This is a genomic window from Gibbsiella quercinecans (assembly GCF_002291425.1).
Taxonomy (GTDB): Bacteria; Pseudomonadota; Gammaproteobacteria; order Enterobacterales; family Enterobacteriaceae; genus Gibbsiella; species Gibbsiella quercinecans.
Map to the genome: position 1 here is coordinate 1,222,853 of NZ_CP014136.1, position 16,907 is coordinate 1,239,759.

13 protein-coding genes are annotated in these 16,907 nt (G+C 55.2%); 6 read left to right on the plus strand and 7 right to left on the minus strand.

What is annotated here, in order from left to right; all coding sequences use genetic code 11:
* Nucleotides 1-90: 90 nt before the first annotated feature.
* From ACN28Q_RS05630 to seqA, 3 genes are all read right to left on the minus strand, one after another.
* Nucleotides 91-297 (minus strand): YbfA family protein, encoded by a 207-nt coding sequence (locus ACN28Q_RS05630; RefSeq protein ID WP_095845445.1) that lies wholly within the window; start codon nucleotides 295-297, stop codon nucleotides 91-93.
* Nucleotides 298-635: 338 nt separating this feature from the next.
* Entirely contained in the window at nucleotides 636-2,279 is a 1,644-nt protein-coding gene (gene pgm / locus ACN28Q_RS05635) for a phosphoglucomutase (alpha-D-glucose-1,6-bisphosphate-dependent) (RefSeq protein WP_095845446.1), read from the minus strand.
* A 75-nt stretch (nucleotides 2,280-2,354) separates the two neighbouring features.
* Nucleotides 2,355-2,894, minus strand: a complete 540-nt coding sequence (gene seqA / locus ACN28Q_RS05640) for a replication initiation negative regulator SeqA (protein WP_095845447.1) — start codon at nucleotides 2,892-2,894, stop codon at nucleotides 2,355-2,357.
* Nucleotides 2,895-3,147: 253 nt separating this feature from the next.
* Here seqA and ybfF point away from each other — a divergent pair, with 253 nt between their 5' ends.
* From ybfF to fur, 4 genes are all read left to right on the plus strand, one after another.
* On the plus strand, nucleotides 3,148-3,918 hold the full coding sequence (gene ybfF / locus ACN28Q_RS05645; protein ID WP_095845448.1) for an esterase: 771 nt from the start codon (nucleotides 3,148-3,150) through the stop codon (nucleotides 3,916-3,918).
* A gap of 252 nt (nucleotides 3,919-4,170) precedes the next feature.
* Complete coding sequence (gene ybfE / locus ACN28Q_RS05650; protein ID WP_095845449.1) at nucleotides 4,171-4,458, plus strand: LexA regulated protein; 288 nt, start codon at nucleotides 4,171-4,173, stop codon at nucleotides 4,456-4,458.
* A gap of 232 nt (nucleotides 4,459-4,690) precedes the next feature.
* Nucleotides 4,691-5,218: a flavodoxin FldA gene (gene fldA, locus ACN28Q_RS05655; protein ID WP_095845450.1), complete on the plus strand. Its 528-nt coding sequence runs from the start codon at nucleotides 4,691-4,693 to the stop codon at nucleotides 5,216-5,218.
* A gap of 330 nt (nucleotides 5,219-5,548) precedes the next feature.
* A complete protein-coding gene (gene fur, locus ACN28Q_RS05660; protein WP_095845451.1) occupies nucleotides 5,549-5,995 on the plus strand; it encodes a ferric iron uptake transcriptional regulator in 447 nt (148 codons plus the stop codon).
* 95 nt (nucleotides 5,996-6,090) lie between these two features.
* Here fur and ACN28Q_RS05665 read toward each other — a convergent pair whose 3' ends face one another.
* The 4 genes from ACN28Q_RS05665 to nagE form a co-directional block, all read right to left on the minus strand.
* The gene (locus ACN28Q_RS05665) at nucleotides 6,091-8,763 is read right to left on the minus strand and encodes a beta-N-acetylhexosaminidase (protein WP_095845452.1); all 2,673 of its coding nucleotides are present in this window, start codon (nucleotides 8,761-8,763) and stop codon (nucleotides 6,091-6,093) included.
* A 64-nt stretch (nucleotides 8,764-8,827) separates the two neighbouring features.
* Nucleotides 8,828-10,219 (minus strand): chitoporin ChiP, encoded by a 1,392-nt coding sequence (gene chiP, locus ACN28Q_RS05670; protein WP_095845453.1) that lies wholly within the window; start codon nucleotides 10,217-10,219, stop codon nucleotides 8,828-8,830.
* A gap of 453 nt (nucleotides 10,220-10,672) precedes the next feature.
* Nucleotides 10,673-12,337, minus strand: coding sequence for a glutamine--tRNA ligase (glnS, locus tag ACN28Q_RS05675; RefSeq protein ID WP_095845454.1), 1,665 nt, complete (start codon nucleotides 12,335-12,337; stop codon nucleotides 10,673-10,675).
* 239 nt (nucleotides 12,338-12,576) lie between these two features.
* Nucleotides 12,577-14,616, minus strand: a complete 2,040-nt coding sequence (gene nagE / locus ACN28Q_RS05680) for an N-acetylglucosamine-specific PTS transporter subunit IIBC (protein ID WP_095845455.1) — start codon at nucleotides 14,614-14,616, stop codon at nucleotides 12,577-12,579.
* A 331-nt stretch (nucleotides 14,617-14,947) separates the two neighbouring features.
* Here nagE and nagB point away from each other — a divergent pair, with 331 nt between their 5' ends.
* Entirely contained in the window at nucleotides 14,948-15,748 is an 801-nt protein-coding gene (gene nagB / locus ACN28Q_RS05685) for a glucosamine-6-phosphate deaminase (protein WP_095845456.1), read from the plus strand.
* Nucleotides 15,749-15,765: 17 nt separating this feature from the next.
* Nucleotides 15,766-16,905 (plus strand): N-acetylglucosamine-6-phosphate deacetylase, encoded by a 1,140-nt coding sequence (gene nagA / locus ACN28Q_RS05690; RefSeq protein WP_095845457.1) that lies wholly within the window; start codon nucleotides 15,766-15,768, stop codon nucleotides 16,903-16,905.
* Nucleotides 16,906-16,907: the final 2 nt, after the last annotated feature.

Genomic DNA, 16,907 nt, shown 5'->3' on the forward strand with positions numbered 1-16,907 from the left:
AAGGAAGAAGACAAGGGACCGTGCCCCCTGCCGCCGCATGGGTTGAGCCGCCGCACGCCAAAAAACGCTGGCCGCTCAAGCCCCGGATACTCAGTAAAAATCACCGGCCGCCAGTTCCGCCTGCTGTAACCAAACGGGTTTATCGCTGGTTTTTGACCAAACGCGATGCAGGTAGCTGTAAAACCGCGCGCGATCGCGGCGGAACAGCATCACCGGCAGTGCCAGGGCGCCAAGCAAAATCACTGCGCTGCGGCGCAGGAGAATCCGATGCATGGGATAGGCCTGATACAAAGACATGCGAACCTCCTAAAATGCCGGCCGTTAAACTGCCAGGAACGCGGCGGGCAAAACAAATGAAAGAGTGAGTGGTGAAATAGTAAGCTGGAGGAAATCTTATCGCAGTTGATGAAAGTTTACTACTCATCCGACCACTAAATAACAAAATAATGCGCAAAATTTCATCAACAACGGCAGGTTGTTTAATTTTTGTTATTAAATAACTTACATTTGGTTATTTTGTTGTAATTTTGTTTCTTGCACCTGCGCAGTCCCCTTCGCCGCGCAGGCGGGCGCCACCTCCAGAACAAAAAAAAGGTGCGGCAATATCTGCCGCACCTTTAGTATTGCAAGCCGGTTTACTTGGCTGAAGCCAACACTTCGCTGACGATATTCACCGCTTCGTGTTCGATCTTCTCGCGGTGTTCAGCCCCGAGGAAGCTCTCACAATAGATTTTGTAAGCCTCTTCCGTGCCGGATGGGCGTGCTGCGAACCAGCCGTTGTCCGTCATCACTTTCAGGCCGCCGATTGCCGCACCGTTGCCCGGCGCGGCCGTCAGGCGAGCCGTGATCGGATCGCCGGCCAGCGTGCTGGCCTTCACCATCTCTGGCGAAAGCTTGGCCAACACGGCCTTCTGCGCATGGGTCGCCGGCGCCTGAATACGGTTGTAGCTCGGCGCGCCAAAACGCGCGGCCAGCTCATCGTAATGGGCCTGCGGGTTTTTGCCAGTAACCGCCGTAATTTCCGCCGCCAGCAGGCACATAATGATGCCGTCTTTATCGGTGGACCACGGTTTGCCGTCAAAGCGCAAGAAAGATGCACCGGCGCTCTCTTCACCACCAAAGCCAAAGCTGCCGTCAAACAGGCCGTCAACGAACCACTTAAAGCCCACTGGCACTTCCACCAGCTTGCGGCCCAGGTCAGCCACCACGCGATCGATCATCGCGCTGGACACCAGCGTTTTACCTACGGCGACGTCAGCCCCCCACTGCGGGCGGTGCTGGAACAGGTAGTTAATGGCCACCGCCAGGTAATGGTTCGGGTTCATCAGGCCCTTCGGCGTAACGATGCCGTGGCGGTCGTAGTCCGGATCGTTGGCGAAAGCCAGATCAAACTTATCACGCAGCGCCAGCAAACCGGCCATCGCCGATTCCGATGAGCAATCCATACGGATAATGCCGTCGTGATCCAAGTGCATAAAGCGGAAAGTTTGATCGACAGAATCGTTAACCAGCGTCAGATCCAGCTTGTAATGTTCGGCAATGCGCTGCCAGTAGGTAATGCCCGAACCGCCGAGCGGATCAACGCCCAGCTTCAGCCCCGCCTGCTGGATGGCCGGCATATCGACGATATTAACCAGCCCTTCGACATACGGCTGCACCAGATCCTGCGCGTGCAGATGGCCGCTTTGCCAGGCTTTGTCCAATGACTGGCGCGCCACGCCTTTCAACTGCTGCGCCAGCAGTTCATTGGCGCGTTTTTCGATCACCGAGGTCAGGTTGGTGTCCGCCGGCCCGCCGTTTGGCGGATTGTATTTAATGCCGCCGTCTTCCGGCGGGTTGTGCGAAGGCGTGATAACGATGCCATCCGCCAGCGCGCCGCCGTCGCGGTTATGCACCAAAATGGCATTGGAAATCGCCGGCGTCGGTGTAAAACCGTTGTTTTCCTGCACGATCACATCAACACCGTTCGCGGTCAGCACTTCCAGCACGGAAATAAATGCCGGTTCCGACAGCGCATGGGTATCTTTCCCCACGTAGCAAGGGCCGGTGATGCCTTGTTGATGGCGCACTTCCGCTATCGCCTGAGCAATCGCCAGAATGTGAGCTTCATTGAAGCTGTGGCGTTGAGCGCTGCCACGGTGACCTGAAGTACCGAACTTAACCGCATGGGCGGCATTGCCCACCTCCGGCTGCAGCACATAGTACTGCGAAGCCAGTTGGGCTACGTTAATCAAATCGCTTTGCTGAGCAGGTTGCCCGGCACGTGGGTTGTTCGCCATCGGCATATCTCCCTGTACCCTCCCGGCCACCGGGCAGACAGCTGCGCACGGCCACCGGTCAGGCTGTTCGCTAAATTAGATAGTCCCGCAAACTTTCTCAGTCAGTTCCGCCGGGAACTGCATGGCCTGCATGATGTGTTCAACCATGCTGCGCTTGCGGCCGGTATTGGTATTGGTGATCACCCAGTATGGCGTACCTGGAACGTGTTTCGGTTTGGTATGCGTCCCATTTGCCAGCAGGGTTTGCTGATCGCCGGCAAAGTAAGTACGGGTACGGCCATGTAATGCTTCGGTTGCAACGGCAAAGCCCGCTGCATCCTGGGTATACAGAGTGGAAAGTACCAGCATAAAACGGTTGACGGCTTTATTCTGCTCGGCGTATTCGTCCGACAGCAACAGCTCGCGCATGGCACGCACGCGATCGCGCGGGCGCGATTGCGCCGCATTTTTCTCTGGCTCCGCCGCTGCGCTGCCGCCCACTGGCACAGCGCGCACCGGCTGCCCCGCGGTGAACTTCAACATACGCCGTAAAATATCAGACGCACTTTCACCAATATGTTGCGTGTGGCTGGCAATATAGCGGTAAAGTTCTTCGTCGACTTCAATAGTTTTCATCTTTATCCAGTACGTTTTTTTCTACTTAAAGCCTGAAGCCCGGTTCTGCATTCAAGCCATGGGATTATAAAGTTAAAAGCGCAGGGGCGGACACAATATTGTTCCATCTGGCAGCAAAAGCAGATTATTACCTATCGCCACCGGAGGCAAACGCCACGCCTTACCATGAAAAACCCACGTTATTCATTGGGAAGACCAACCTGATTCAATCATGATACCCTAATCTTGGTATCCATAAATCATCAACTTCACCATGAAATTACATTATCAACGCTTGGCGGCACCGGCGGATGCACCGGCAGCACTGCCCATTATTTTGATCCACGGCCTGTTTGGCGATCTCGACAATCTGGGCGTGCTGGCGCGCGATTTGTGCCAACAGCACACGGTGATAAAAGTCGATCTGCGTAATCATGGGCTTTCCCCCCACGCAGAGGAGATGTCTTATCCAGCCATGGCGCAGGATCTGCTGGCCCTGATGGACGAACTGTCGGTAGCAAAGGCCATCGTCATCGGTCATTCAATGGGCGGCAAGGCGGCGATGGCGTTAACGGCGATAGCGCCGGAACGGATTGAAAAACTGGTGGTCATCGACATCGCCCCGGTGGCCTACGATACCCGCCGCCATGACAAAATTTTCGCCGCGCTGCAGGCGGTGGCCAACGCCAACGTGGCCCAGCGGCGTGAGGCCGCCTTGCTGATGCGCGACTATATTGATGAAGAAGGCGTCATTCAGTTCCTGCTGAAATCGTTTCACAACGGTGCCTGGCGTTTTAACCTGCCGGTACTGATTCAACAATATGAGGCAATTCTCGGTTGGCAAGATGTGCCCGCCTGGCCACACCCGGTGCTGTTTATCCGCGGTGGACTATCACCCTATATACAAGACAGCTACCGTGATGAAATCACCCGCCAGTTTCCGCAGGCCCGTGCCTATGTCGTCGCCGGCAGCGGCCACTGGGTTCACGCCGAAAAACCACAGGCGGTATTAAGAGCAATTCATCGATTTATCGGCCCGGCCTGAGCCAATTGGCGAAAAAAAGCGCTAAAGATAAGCGCTTAGCGCGTTTGCGCCGCAGTTAAGCATTGTCGTTGCTCTACCTGCTGGGGTAATATGGCGCGCTGTAATTTTGCCGCCTAAGCTCCGCGTTTTAACCGGCGCCAGGCTGGGGGCGAATTTTGGGTTAGGGTTGATTGGCCCGACAAAATGTAAACCGAACCGTCCAAAGGCGCATAAGCGCTTTTTGATACAAACTCCCTTGCAGTTACCGCAACAATGGCTAAAGAACAAACGGATCGCACAACGCTGGATCTGTTCGCAGATGAACGCCGTCCGGGGCGCCCGAAAACTAACCCGCTTTCCCGCAATGAACAGCTTAGGATCAACAAGCGCAATCAGTTACGGCGCGATAAGGTTCGTGGCTTGCGGCGTGTGGAGCTGAAAATCAATGCGGACGCGGTAGACGCTCTGAACAAACTGGCGGACCAGCGCAACATCAGCCGCAGCGAACTCATTGAGCAAATGCTGTTGGCTAAACTGGCGGAAGAACAGCCAGAACACTGATCTTGCCGCCCTGGCGCGCGGCGCAGGCGTTAAGGACAACGCCGGATCGCTCCCGCTTTCTTCCCCATAGGCATCGCATAAATGCGATAAATCCTGCGGGTAAATTTCTGGCATGATAGGCGTTTACCGGTAAGAAACAGCGTGAAAATGGCGCACGGGATGCCCAGCGCTGCATCGCCATCGGCGTCTTATCGCGACACAACTTTATTGAATTGAAAGGGTTATACGCTATATGGCAACTGTAGGCATTTTCTTTGGCAGCGACACTGGTAATACCGAAAACATTGCCAAGATGATCCAAAAACAATTGGGCAAAGAAGTGGCTGAAGTTCACGACATTGCCAAAAGCAGCAAGGAAGATCTGGAAGCCTTCGACATCCTGCTGCTGGGTATTCCAACCTGGTACTACGGTGAAGCGCAGTGCGATTGGGATGACTTCTTCCCTACGCTCGAAGAGATCGACTTCAACGGTAAGCTGGTCGCGCTGTTCGGCTGCGGCGATCAGGAAGACTACGCAGAATACTTCTGCGATGCGATGGGCACCATCCGCGATATCATCGAACCACGCGGCGCCACCATCGTCGGCCACTGGCCAACCCAGGGCTACCATTTCGAAGCCTCAAAGGGTTTGGCGGATGACGATCATTTTATTGGCCTGGCCATTGATGAAGACCGCCAGCCGGAGTTGACCAACGAGCGTGTCGACGCCTGGGTCAAACAGATCAGCGAAGAATTGAATCTGGCTGAACTGGCCAACTAAACCTTGTGGGTGGCGGTTGAATAATGGCCTTGTAACGTGCATAGTAGCAATGTCAACAGGGTCATTATTGATATTATGAATTGAAGCAATAGAAGCTACGATTTTGTAACTTCTCACATCGTCACGGTAAACTGCGGCATCGGTTTATCCCATTCATCAAGACGTTGCATATGTAAAATGCAATAGTGCAAATATAGCGTTGTTAACAACCGGCGGTTTTCATTTAGCGCAACCGGTTCTATAATGTGACGCAATTATATCTTTGTGCCGACCGATGCCATAGGCGAGAACGCCTCAACTTGATTAGCATAGTAACAGGACTGAATCCGCATGACTGACAACAACACCGCATTGAAGAAGGCCGGCTTAAAAGTCACGCTTCCGCGACTCAAAATCCTGGAAGTGCTGCAGGATCCGGAATGCCACCACGTCAGTGCGGAAGATTTGTATAAGAAATTGATTGATATGGGCGAAGAAATTGGCCTGGCCACGGTGTACCGCGTGCTTAACCAGTTTGACGACGCCGGCATCGTCACCCGCCACAATTTTGAAGGCGGCAAATCCGTATTTGAATTGACTCAGCAACACCACCACGATCACCTGATTTGCCTGGACTGCGGCAAAGTGATCGAATTCCGCGACGAATTTATCGAAGCGCGCCAGCGTGATATTGCCAAAAGGCACGGTATCAAACTCACCAACCACAGCCTGTATCTGTATGGGCACTGTGAAACCGGTGATTGCCGTGAAGATGACTCGATACACAACGCAAAGTAACAGGTGCTTGCCCCTAGCGTAAAAAAACAGCCGTATATACGGCTGTTTTTTTATGGGCTGCGTATGCAGCCCGCGCGGCGCGCGAGCTGGCATAATTACCCTTGCACCGCTTCGCTGCGGCTAAAGCGCTTGCCATCTGGGCTGACGGCACGGATTTGCACCCCAGCGGAAACGTTCGGCCTGGCGCTGCCGTCATAGCGCCGCCACTGTTTGCCGCCGTCGGTGGAATATTCAATCCCCAGGCCCGGCAGTGAGATATTGGCCTCCAGTTTGCCATCAACGATGCGCGCGCCAGGCACCGGCAAGCGGTAGTGGATACCCCCCTTATCCAACTTGGCCAGTTCACGCTGCCCTAACAGATTGGCAAAGCGCAGCCAGTCTTTATCCAACGCCGCGCGATCGACAAACTGCGTTTCGTCACCTTTATATTCGCGCCCGGCCTGATAATCCAGTTCCCAGCCCGCACGGTGCCACGCACGCTCCGCCACCGAAATGACGCGCGGGAAAATCATATATTCCATCTGCTCGTCGGTACGCACGGTTTCGCTCCAGGACTGCGCCGACAGCCCATAGGCGCCTGGCCATGGCTTATCGCTCTTGGCGCTGAAGGCATCACCGTCGCGATCGCGCGAGGTTTCCGCATTCTGCGGCAGGTTGTCCGGCGCAAAGCTGAACATTTTCTGTTCATCGTTAAAGCGTGCCGCCCAATAGTAACCGCGTTCGTTGGGGTTAACTTCGTACGGGAAATCCATGTAGACATAATCCGGGTTGGAGATCGTCACCTCGTAGCCCTTGTTCGCCCAGTCGTTAGCGGTGTCGAAGCCGCCCCAGTACAGGGTATCCCAGAAATTAACGCCAACGCGCTTGGTGGCGAACGCCTTGGCGTTTTCCGCGTCTTTCAGGCCATCCTGCCAGGCCTGCATTTTTTCGATGCCGTGCGCGTTAACCCGTTTACTCACCTCAATAGCGAAATAGCTCGGCAGGTGCGCCATATCCTGTACTTTGCCTTGGGCGATCATCGCCTGGCAAACCTGCGATTTCGCCCAGGGTTTGTCCTCTTTGCTGAGATCGACCATGCCTTTGCCCGGCTCCGGATGGCGGATATCGGTATAGCCGGTGCCCAGGCGGATATTTTTTGCTTCATCACCGCCAAAATGCCAGGTGGTCAGCGGTTGGCCCGCCTCTTTATGCATCAGGGCAATCTCGCCAATCACCTTATCGGCAAAGCGCGTGGACGACGGCAGGCAAGGGTTCAGGTAGCTGTGGCGATCGTAAAACTGCACCGACGTGGTATTGGAGTCATCGGTGGGATCCAGCACGCGGTATTCACCAGCGGCCTGTTCCTTGCCTTCGGCGTGCAGCTTTTGGTAGCGGGCTTCCATCGCAACCACCGCCGCACGGGCGTGCGCCGGCATGTCAATTTCCGGGATCACTTCAATCTGGCGTGCCTGGGCGTATTTTACGATGTCGATATAGTCGCTGCGGGTGAAAAAACCGGAACCGTTATTATCGCTGTCCGGCCCGGAGCCCAACTGGGGCAACAGGCACGTTGTTTCTGTCAGATCGTGGCAGCGCTTGCCACCCACCTCGGTTAACTCCGGCAGGCCGGGAATTTCAATGCGCCAGCCTTCGTCGTCGCTCAGGTGAAAGTGGAATTTATTCAGCTTATAGGCCGCCATCTGGTCCAATAAGCGCAGAACCGCGTCTTTGGTGTGGAAATTGCGCCCCACGTCCAGGAACACGCCACGGTATTGAAAACGCGGCGCATCGCGGGCCGTCAGCACGGCGATTTTTTTGTCGCCATCGGCAGGCAGCAGTGAAAGAACAGACTGCAAACCATAAAATACGCCCGCTTCATCAATGCCGGTAATCTGCGCGGATTTTTCACCCATCGCCAGCGTATAAGCTCCCGGCACTGCCTCGGCGCCGCTGAAAGCGTGCGGATCAATCGCGGTTGTGATCGGATACCCGCCCGCACGTTGGGGGATGCCAAGCTGTGCGAAACGCTGGGTGACGGCGCTGGCTGCCGGCGCCGCCAATGCGCCAAGCGCCAGTGCAACGCCCTGGCTAAGATCGGCATCCTGTGTAGGATCAATCGTCACCTGCAGCGGCGTTGGGATAATCTGCCCGCGCAGCGCCGTGGCCGGCAGGCGGCTTAACGCCGCGTTTTTCGTAAAGCGCGTCGCTGGCGTCATCAGGATGTTGTTATCATGTTGGGTGCGCTTCCATTGATCGCCGCTTAACGGCGTCAGGAACTGGTGCAAATCTTCAGTATCGGTGTTCACCAGCACCTTAGGCTTGGCGTTACCGGAGGTGGCATACCAGCGCGGCATCACGTCGCTATTGAACAATTGCCAGTATTCCCCCACCAACGGGATCTCCACGCGCCCCCCGGCCGGAAAGCCGGTGAATTTATCCGTCGGCTCCAGCTTATGTAAATCGCCGGTGATAAAGCTAATTTTAAACTGATCGCTATCCACCTTCAGGATCTGGCGGATACTGTGAAAATAGATGGCCCAATCCTTTTCTTTTATCGCTGCGCCATCGTTGATTAGGGTAAGCACCGCCTGGTTACACGCCGCCCAATCGGCCCCCAGCTTGGCGCAGTCCACGCCATGCTCTCCCGCACGATTATCCACGATGCGGTAATTAACCTTCAGTTGGCTCAGTTGATCAACCACCGCCTGCCCGGCAGGCGCCTGCGCTGCCGCCCCAAAGCCCACCGTTGCCACCAGCGCCGCCAGCGCTCTCACCGTAAATTTATTCATTTTCAGCTCATCCTTAATCAGTCAGCAGTATCGCCAATCGCGCCCTTTCCCCTGCGGGTATGCCTTACAGCAGTGTAAACGGCGCGATCACCATGAATTTAACGTCTTTCTCATCCTGGAAAATGTTGCCGTAGCCCCCGCTCCAGCTTGGGATATCCGAGTGGTTGTCATAGCGGGTGAAGTGCAGCTTGAACTGTGTACCTTTGGCGCGCCCTTCCTGCACGGTGTACATCGCATCAAGGCTATAAGCACTCTCTTTGAGCCGTTGGCTCTGATCGTAAACCGGGTTGGTGCTGGGTTTGGCATCCCAGGCGTAAACATACGAACCGCCCACCGCCCAACCAGGCAGATCCCAGTTCTTCAGGTCATACATCACGCCGGCGTAGACGGCTTTTTCACCGTTGGCGTTAAAATCGGAACGGTTATCCCACCAGATATCAAGGCGGCCGTTGGAAGACGCGTAGGTCGGCGTCATGCGTTGCAGAAAATACCCCTGGTTGCCCTCGGCCTTGACCATGGTGCCTTCCAACCGCCAGTTGAACGGGCCGGTGGTATAGCCGAAGGTCAGCGCCTGCAGCCAGGCCAGGCCGTCATAGATACTGTTGGCATCGCTTTTATTGCCGATGCGGTCTTCAGCCCCATAGAACTGGTAACTGGTGGTCAGCGGGTTGCCCGCCACGGAAAACTGGTAGCTGGCCTTGGTGAAATACTGGTTTACATAGCCCTGGGCCTGGCCGAAGGCGGCTTCCAGCACCAGGTTGTTTTTAAAGTCATATTTCGCCCCGAAGGAGTGCAGATAGGCAACCGAGGTTTTTCTGTCGTTCTGGCGAAAATCGTCCATTTCGGTGTGCCACGGGGCCTTATACTTGTTGGCCCACATATAAGAAAAACGCAGTTCCCCAGCATCGCCGTAATCAAACTCGGCCCCGGCTTCCGCCCCCTGATAGGTGCCGGGCAGCAGGCTCCAGTGCGGCGCCAGCAACGTTTGCCCACTGGGCTGGATATAACCGGCGCGCGCCCACAGCGGGCCTGATTTGAACTTCGCCGCGGCTTTATACAGGCTAACGCCGCTCTTGTCGCCGCTGTAATCTTCAGCGTAAGTGCGGTTCTTCGAAGAAAAAGCGATTTCATTCGGGTGGCCGCTTGCGCTGGATTCCGCCATCTCAACGGCGGTGAAGAGCGCCAGATCGATGCCGAACATATCGGCGGCATAGCCGGAGGAGAAATCAAGATTGGCGTTCCATGTAGCATGGGAAAGATTGGTTTTATATTGATCGCCGTCGGTAACATCTTTGCGATCGCGCTGGCGCTGCCAGTAGTACACCCCACCCGTCAGCGATGCATCATCGATAAACCCAGCGGCCTGCACGCTGGCCGGAGCCACCCAATCACCGCCGGCAGCGGCACTGGCTAGCACCAGCACCAGCGCTCTGCGCCGCACATCCTGTTGTTTCATACAAAATCCCTCTTGCGGTTAAAAGTGCGGCGAATACACCGTTGAGCCGTACGCCGCGCAATGTCATGCTGACCACAGACTACTTTCGCGTTGAAAATTATCAAAGAGGAATGGCGTGATTTTTATCAAAGTATGACCAAGAGCACATCTCGGCATGTCATAAGGTAACAATTTATGTGACGCAGCACCAAATGGCGGATAGATAAATAATAATATGATTATAAAATGATTTTCATCACACCAGGCATAATCAGGGTGAACGCTTTGCGCCAAAGAAACACCGATGCAGTGCCGGCTTGCTTAAGAGGGAAATGCTGTTAATTCGCAATAAAAATAAATAACGCAAGGCAGTGTATGCGGTGGGAATGAACGAAGATAGCCGCGAATGATCGGCGTAAACATAAAAAAAGCGCGGCCTGCGCCGCGCTTTTTAGCCACTGAAGAAAGAAAGACTTAAACTGCGGCTTTCGCCCAGGTATCACGCAGGCCGACGGTGCGGTTAAACACCAGGTGCGTGGCCGCAGCATCGCGGCTGTCTGCGCAGAAGTAACCTTCGCGCTCAAACTGGTAGGCTTTTTCCGGTTGTGCACCGGCCAGGCTTGGCTCAACGAAGCCCTGTTTGATCACCAGCGATTCCGGGTTAATGGTCGAGAGGAAATCCTCTGCCGCGCCCGGGTTCGGCACGCTGAACAGGCGATCGTACAGGCGAATTTCCGCCGGCAGCGCGTGCGCCACAGACACCCAGTGGATCACCCCTTTCACCTTGCGGCCATCAGCCGGATCCTTGCTTAGCGTTTGCGCATCATAGCTGCAATAGATGGTGGTGATGTTCCCCTGTTCGTCTTTCTCAACGCGTTCGGCTTTAATCACGTAGGCGTTACGCAGGCGCACTTCTTTACCCAGCACCAGACGCTTGTACTGCTTGTTGGCTTCTTCACGGAAATCCGCGCGATCGATATAGATCTCACGGCTAAATGGCACCTCACGGCTGCCCATTTCCGGCTTATTCGGATGGTTAGGCATGGTGACCATCTCAACATCTTCGCCTTTGTTTTCGATGACCACTTTCACCGGATCCAATACCGCCATGGCGCGCGGCGCGTTCTCGTTAAGATCGTCCCGGATGCAGGATTCCAACGCCACCATTTCCACGTTGTTATCTTGTTTGGTGACGCCTATCCGCTGGCAGAACTCACGGATCGATGCCGCGGTATAACCACGGCGGCGCAGGCCGGAAACGGTCGGCATACGCGGATCGTCCCACCCTTCCACGATGTTTTCCGTCACCAGCTGGTTCAGCTTGCGCTTGGACATAATCGCGTACTCAAGATTGAGGCGCGAAAACTCGTACTGACGCGGGTGGCACGCGATGGTGATGTTATCCAGCACCCAGTCATACAGGCGGCGGTTATCCTGGAATTCCAGCGTGCACAGCGAATGCGTGATCCCTTCCAGCGCATCGGAAATGCAGTGAGTGAAATCGTACATCGGATAAATGCACCATTTGTCGCCGGTCTGGTGGTGATGGGCGAACTTGATGCGGTACAGCACCGGATCGCGCATCACAATGAACGGCGATGCCATATCAATTTTGGCACGCAGGCACGCCGTGCCTTCAGCGAATTCGCCCTGGCGCATTTTTTCAAACAGCACCAGGTTTTCATCCACGCTGCGATCGCGGTACGGGCTGTTTTTACCCGGCGCCGTCAGGGTGCCGCGGTATTCACGGATTTGTTCAGGCGACAGTTCATCAACGTAAGCCAGGCCCTTGGTGATCAACTCCACTGCATAGCCGTACAACTGATCGAAATAGTTCGAGGAATAGCAAACGTCGCCGCTCCACGTGAAGCCCAGCCATTCCACATCGCGCTTGATTGACTCAACAAACTCCACGTTTTCCTTAACCGGGTTGGTGTCGTCAAAGCGCAGATTGCACTGGCCGTGATAATCCCTGGCAATGCCAAAGTTCAGGCAGATAGACTTCGCATGGCCAATATGCAGATAGCCATTAGGTTCAGGCGGGAAGCGGGTATGAATCGTGGTGTGCTTCCCTGAAGCCAGATCTTCATCAATAATCTGGCGGATAAAGTTGGTTGGGCGGGCTTCAGCCTCACTCATTGTTCTATTCCTCAAAGACAAAACGCGACATATAACCGCCTATGATCCAACAAGCCACGCCCGGAAACAACCGTTAGTTTCACGAAAAGCGCAGCTTGCGGCCACCTCATGCTTAAGATAGCCACAGCCCAGCATTTGTGCCGTTCTTCCATAACAAAAGCGGGAAGAGATCGCTCCCTTCCCGCCTCATTATTCAGGCCGTTTTTGCTATGCGCGATAGCGCGCCCTGGCTTTACGCCTTATTTTTGGATCTCAAACAGCAGGGTCTGGCCAGCCACCACCTGCCCGCTAGCCAACTCGGCCAGGCCGGCATAGTCTTCAATGTTGCTGACGATCACCGGGCTCACCATTGAACGCGCGTTGGCATTCAGGAAGGCCAGATCCAGCTCCAGAACCGGTTGGCCGGCTTTCACCGCCTCGCCTTCCTGCACCAGGCGTTTAAAGCCCTGGCCGTTCAGCGCCACGGTATCAATGCCGATGTGGACGACAATTTCGGCGCCTTTATCGGTTTCCAGGCAAAACGCATGGTCGGTGTTGAAGATTTTCACCACGGTGCCGTCTGCCGGCGCCACGACGGTTTTATCAGTTGGGCGAATGGCAACGCCTTCCCCGACCGCTTTGCTGGCAAAGGCTTCATCCGGCACCTGCTCCAACGGCACCACTTCACCGGTGATCGGCGCCAGCAAGCGCTGGAACGCCGCCTTCGGTGCATTCGGCACCGCCTGCGATTTGGCCTGGGTAGCGGGTTCAACCGCCGCCGCTGCAACCGCGGCGGCAACCGGGCCGGCGGAAATAACGCTGCGCATCGCGCTGGCGATCAGTTCGGCACGGGTGCCGACAATAATCTGCACGCTCTGCTTGTTCAACCGGATCACCCCGGAAGCGCCCAGGCGTTTCGCCAGGCCATCATTAACCAGCGCAGAATCCTTCACATTCAGGCGCAGGCGGGTGATGCAGGCATCAATCCCCGTCAGATTATCGCTGCCGCCAATGGCGGAAACATAGCGGCGAGCCAGCGCGGAGGTTTCACTTTCATCCCGGTTGGCGCTGTTATCCACATTCACATCATAACCGTCGCTCTCATCACCGGTAGCCGCCAGTTCACGCCCTGGAGTCATCAGGTTGAATCGGGTGATGGTGAAGCGGAACACCAGGTAGTAAATGACGAAGAACACCAGCCCTTGCGGGATCAGCATATACCAGTGGGTTGCCAGCGGGTTGCGCACCCACAGCATCATATCCACCAGCCCGGCGCTAAAGCCAAAGCCGGAAATCCAATGCATGCTGGCGGCGATGAACACCGAGATCCCGGTCAGCACCGCGTGAATCACATACAGCACCGGGGCCACAAACATGAAGGAAAACTCAAGCGGCTCGGTGATGCCGGTAAAGAAGGCCGCAAAGCCGGCAGCCAGCATAATCCCGGCCACTTTCGCCTTATTCTCTGGGCGCGCGCAGTGATAAATCGCCAGCGCCGCCCCCGGCAGGCCGAACATCATGATCGGGAAGAAGCCGGCCTGATAGCGGCCGGTAATGCCCACCACCGCTTTGCCGGCATCAATGGACTGCTGGCCGCCGAGGAAGTTAGGGATATCGTTAATCCCGGCGACGTCAAACCAGAACACCGAGTTCAGCGCATGGTGCAGGCCGACCGGGATCAACAGGCGGTTAAAGAAGGCATAAATACCGGCGCCAACCGCGCCCATTTTCTGGATGTGCTCACCGAAGCTCACCAGCGCGTTGAAGATCATCGGCCAGACATACATCAGGATGAAAGCAACGAGGATCATCAGGAAAGAGATCAGGATCGGCACCAGGCGGCGGCCGCTGAAGAAGGACAATGCCTTCGGCAGTTCAACGCCGCTGAAGCGGTTGTATATCTCCGCCGAGATCACCCCCACCAGAATACCAACGAACTGGTTTTCTATTTTACCGAATGCGGCGGGCACCTGCTCCACCGGGATTTTTTGGATCATTGAGACGGCGGCAGGTGAACACAGGGTGGTCAGCACCAGGAAGCCGACAAAGCCGGTCAGCGCGGCGGCGCCGTCTTTGTCTTTCGACATGCCATAAGCCACACCAATGGCAAACAGCACAGCCATATGGTCAATGATGGCCGAACCGGATTTGATCAACAATGCGGCAAACGCATTATCGCCCCCCCAGCCGACGGGATCGATCCAATACCCCACCCCCATCAGGATTGCGGCTGCCGGTAGCGTGGCAACCGGCACCATCAGGGCCCGGCCTACTTTTTGTAAATAACTAAGAATATTCACCTTTTCCCCCTACTGATCCGCGAGCGGAATCTTATTAGTTGTTATTGATGCTACTCACTACTTTTTGGAAAACTCCATGGCACGCATGACTCGCACCGAGTGTAAAAAGAATATTTTTCATCGCAAATTAAAACCTCATTATTTGTGATGCACATCACTAATAATGAGTCTTTTATAACCGTATTGCTAGCCACAACACAAAACTTATTTTATGATTCGAAAAATCAAAGCATGCGGTGATTCATACAGGAGCCATCAAGCTGAGTTACGCTTAGAGCTCCTGCCCAGGGCCCGTTTCGCTCCCGTTTTAGTTTACTTACAGAGGTGTATGATGAGACTGATACCACTACAAGATACCGTACAAGTCGGCAAATGGGCGGCACGCCATATTGTGCAACGCATCAACGCGTTCAACCCCACCGCAGAGCGCCCGTTCGTTCTCGGGCTGCCCACCGGCGGTACGCCGCTGGAAGCATACAAACACCTGATCGCCATGCACAAAGCCGGTGAAGTCAGCTTCAAACATGTGGTTACCTTCAATATGGATGAATATGTTGGTCTGCCGCAAGAGCACCCGGAAAGCTATCACACCTTCATGTACCGTAATTTATTTGATCACATTGATATCCCGCGCGAAAATATCAATCTGCTGAATGGTAATGCGCCGGATGTGGACGCCGAGTGCCGTAGCTACGAAGAGAAAATCAAATCTTACGGTAAGATTCACCTGTTTATGGGCGGCGTCGGCATTGATGGGCACATTGCGTTTAACGAGCCGGCCTCATCCCTGGCCTCTCGCACCCGCATCAAGACATTGACCGAAGAGACCCGCATTGCCAACTCACGCTTCTTTGGCGGCGATGTCAATCTGGTGCCTAAATATGCCCTGACCGTAGGCGTCGGCACGCTGCTGGATGCCGAAGAAGTGATGATTCTGGTTACCGGCCATGCCAAAGCGCAAGCGCTGGCGGCCGCGGTGGAAGGTAATATCAACCACCTGTGGACGATCAGTTGCCTGCAGTTGCATGCCAAAGCCGTTATGGTTTGCGACGAGCCTTCCACGATGGAATTGAAAGTCAAAACCGTTAAGTATTTCCGCGCGTTAGAAGCGGAAAACATGAAAAATCTTTAATCTCTGCAGGGGGCTACATGTTCGCTTTAACTCACGGCCGTATCTACACCGGCCACGATGTGCTTGATAACCACGCGGTTGTCATTGCTGATGGCCTGATTGAACGGGTCTGCCCACAAGACCAGTTGCCCGCCGGGATCGAAACGCGCGATCTGGGTGGCGCCATGCTAGCCCCCGGTTTCATTGACGTTCAGCTTAACGGCTGCGGCGGCGTGCAGTTTAACGATTCGCTGGCGGCCATCTCGGTTGAAACGCTGGAAATCATGCAGCGCGCCAATGAAAAATCCGGCTGCACCAGCTATCTGCCGACGCTGATCACCTGCAGCGACGAATTTATGAAGCACGGCATCGAAGTGATGCGTGCCTATCTGAAAAAACACCCGAATCAGGCGCTGGGCCTGCATCTGGAAGGGCCCTACCTCAACCCGGTGAAAAAAGGCACCCACAACCCGGCGTTTATCCGCAAGCCCGACAGCCAGATGGTGGATTACCTGTGCGCCCATGCCGATGCCATCAGCAAAATCACGCTGGCGCCGGAAATGGTCGAGCCGCACGTTATCCGCCAGTTGTCTGAAGCCGGCATCATCGTTTCCGCCGGCCATGCCAACGCCACCTACGCCGAAGCCCGCGCCGGCTTTGCTGCGGGCATCACTTTCGCCACCCATTTATACAACGCCATGCCTTATATCACCGGCCGCGAACCGGGCCTGATCGGCGCGGTGTTTGATACGCCAGAGATCTATACCGGTATCATCGCCGACGGCCATCACGTGGCCTGGGCGAGTATCCGTAACGCTAAACGTATTAAAGGTGATAAATTGGTGCTGGTCACCGACGCGACTGCTCCGGCAGGCGCCGATATTGATCAATTTATTTTTGCCGGTAAAACAATATACTATCGCGACGGAATTTGCGTAGACGCCAACGGCACCCTGAGCGGGTCCGCGCTGACCATGATTCAAGCGGTGCAAAACAGCGTGGAACATATCGGCATTGCGCTGGATGAAGCGCTGCGGATGGCAACGCTGTACCCGGCGCGCGCCATTGGCGTGGCTCATCGCTTAGGCACCGTCGAGGCCGGCAAGGTCGCTAACCTGACCGCTTTTACCCGTGATTATAAAATCACCAAGACTCTCGTTAACGGTAACGAGGTGTAATT